The organism is Candidatus Polarisedimenticolia bacterium, from assembly GCA_036001465.1.
In the GTDB taxonomy this organism is placed as follows: domain Bacteria; phylum Acidobacteriota; class Polarisedimenticolia; order Gp22-AA2; family Gp22-AA2; genus Gp22-AA3.
Window position 1 is genome coordinate 1 of sequence record DASYUH010000104.1, and the last position, 2163, is coordinate 2163.

The window sequence follows — 2163 nt, forward strand, 5'->3', positions numbered from 1 at the left end:
GCCAGCCGGGGGCGATGAGGCCGCTCTGCTGCACCGCGTCGATGTCGTAGGCGAGAGCCAGCGTCAGCACGTCGGCCTCGAGGCCGTCGATGACGGCGCGCGCCTGCTTGCCCGAGCCGCCGTGCGACTGGTTGATGGCGACCGTCTTGCCGGCCTTCTGCTTCCAATACGCGACGAAAGACGAGTTGACCGCCTGGTACAGCTCGCGCGTGGGATCGTACGAGACGTTCAGGAGGGTGGCGTCCTGGGCGCGCGCGGCGGAAGCCGATCCGGCGACGGCCAGGACCAGCGCGACGACGCGGACGGAATCGGTGTTCATCTTCGGGGTCATCTCCATTCCTCCTAGAAAGCCACCTGGGACCGGACGAGGATCGCGTTTTCGGGTCGCCGTTTCCCGCCCGCGGCGGCCCCGCCCGTGAACGTCGTCCGCTCGTAGTCGACGACGTACTTCACGTTGCGGTTCAGGTACCAGTTGAGGCCCACGGCCCAGGCGCGGGCCTCGCGCGCCGACCGTGCCGGGTCGGCGAAGCCCCGCGAGAACGCCGTGCCGTCCACGTTGAGCCGGTTCAGCCGGACCGCCAGCTCGAGTGCCCCCCAGGTCCCCTTGGTCGGGTCGAACGAGCGACGTGGGCGCACGCCGCCCGCGGTGGCCGCCTCCCCGGTGAGGAGGACGGAGCCGCTCACCTCCCACGCCTCGTTCTCGATGCGGGCGACGTCGGTCGCCCGGCGTACCTGCTGCCGCGACCGCACGTATTCGCCGAGGATGCCCACGGGTCCAGCGTAGAACGAGCCTTGCGGCGAGAACCGCGTGCGGGTGCCGTCGGCCGCGGCCGTGCTCAGGTAGCTGAAGAAGGCGACCTGGCCGCCGCTCCGGAAGGAGGGCAGCGTGCCCTGCTGCTTGCCGGTGGTGGCGGAGAAGCCGAGCCCGAGGCCCTTCCATGCCTTCGAACCGCCGCGCGCGAAGGGCTGGAAGAAGAGCCGCCCCGCGACGTCCTTGCCGTCGTTGCCGTCGGTGTCGATGAGGGCGCCGTCGACGGCGCCGTCGAAGACGCCCAGCGCATACGCCACGACGCCGCCGACCAGCTCTCCGTGAACCTGCGCGCCCACGTCGCGGTTGGGCGCGAGCGCCGTCGGCAGGGCGCGCTCCACGAAGAGAAGGCTCTGGGCCGACTGTAGCCTCTCGAGGCCGACCGGAGGCTTGAACTTCCCGATCCGGAACTGGAGCTTGGACGACGTGCGTACGTTGAGGTACGCGTCGAACAGGACCACCTGCCCCTGGCCGAAGTCGGGGTTCAGGTAGAAGTCGAAGTATTTCGCGACGGTCCCCTGCACGATCGGGCGGGCACGCCGCAGCAGGAAGTTGTTGGTGGCGACGCTGTCCGTATCACGTGAATAGAACCGGCCGTCGGCCTGGGCGTAACCGCCGATCCGGATCCGGTAGTCCAGGTTTCCGGACTGGATCACGAAGCCGTCAGGACCGGCCGAGACCTTCACCTCCGGTTCCTTGGGTTTCTCGGCCGGCTTCTCTTCCTTGGACTTCTCGGCGGCCGTCTCTTGCTTCGCCTTCTCTGGGTTCTTATCGTCTTCCGCCCGTAACCCGGCGGGCGCCACCAGCGCCATCACCGCGAGTGCCACGGCCAACCACGACCCCGAACGGTTCATCACGTCGTCTCCTCGGGCTGGCACCACCTCGACCGACGCGTACGGAGGCCGCGCAGGGCCTCGAGCACGAGCCGCTCGCTGGCGGTAAACTCTTTAAACTCTAGCTTATTACTAGACATAAAGTGTCTCGCCAAAGGCGCGGACCGTCACTTACGGGTCTCCCGCGCGGCCGGCTGCCGGCCGAGGACGCGGCGGTTGCGCTGCACGAGGTCGGCGAGGCTGGTGTGATCCAGGATCTTCGCCGCCGCGTTGCGCACCTCGAGGAACAGGTCGAACAGGCCCGCGTGGCGGGGCTCGGTGCGGACACGGTGGGCCAGCTCGACGGCGTCTCCAAACGGGGCCAGGGGGCCGTCGATGATCCGCACCACGTCTCCGAGCAGTATCTCCGCGGGCGGCCGGCGAAGACGATACCCGCCCTCCCGACCGCGCTGGCTGCTGACGAGGCGCGCGTTCTTGAGCGTCACCAGGATGCCCTCCAGGAACTTCTCCGGGATCGACTCC

General features: G+C 68.8%; 3 protein-coding genes. All 3 read right to left on the reverse strand.

Translation table 11 applies throughout. The features are described from left to right. Window positions 1–331, reverse strand: a 331-nt coding sequence (locus tag VGV60_17880) for a substrate-binding domain-containing protein (protein ID HEV8703145.1), incomplete at its 3' end; no start/stop codon positions are given. 11 nt (window positions 332–342) lie between these two features. Further along, the gene (locus tag VGV60_17885) at window positions 343–1662 is read right to left on the reverse strand and encodes a porin (GenBank protein HEV8703146.1); all 1320 of its coding nucleotides are present in this window, start codon (window positions 1660–1662) and stop codon (window positions 343–345) included. A 146-nt stretch (window positions 1663–1808) separates the two neighbouring features. Beyond that, window positions 1809–2163, reverse strand: a 355-nt coding sequence (locus VGV60_17890; GenBank protein ID HEV8703147.1) for an Rrf2 family transcriptional regulator, incomplete at its 5' end; no start/stop codon positions are given.

Excerpts from the sequence above, each read along its gene's own strand:
- VGV60_17885 (HEV8703146.1), bottom strand. The coding sequence starts at position 1,662 with ATGAACCGTTCGGGGTCGTGGTTGGCCGTGGCACTCGCGGTGATGGCG.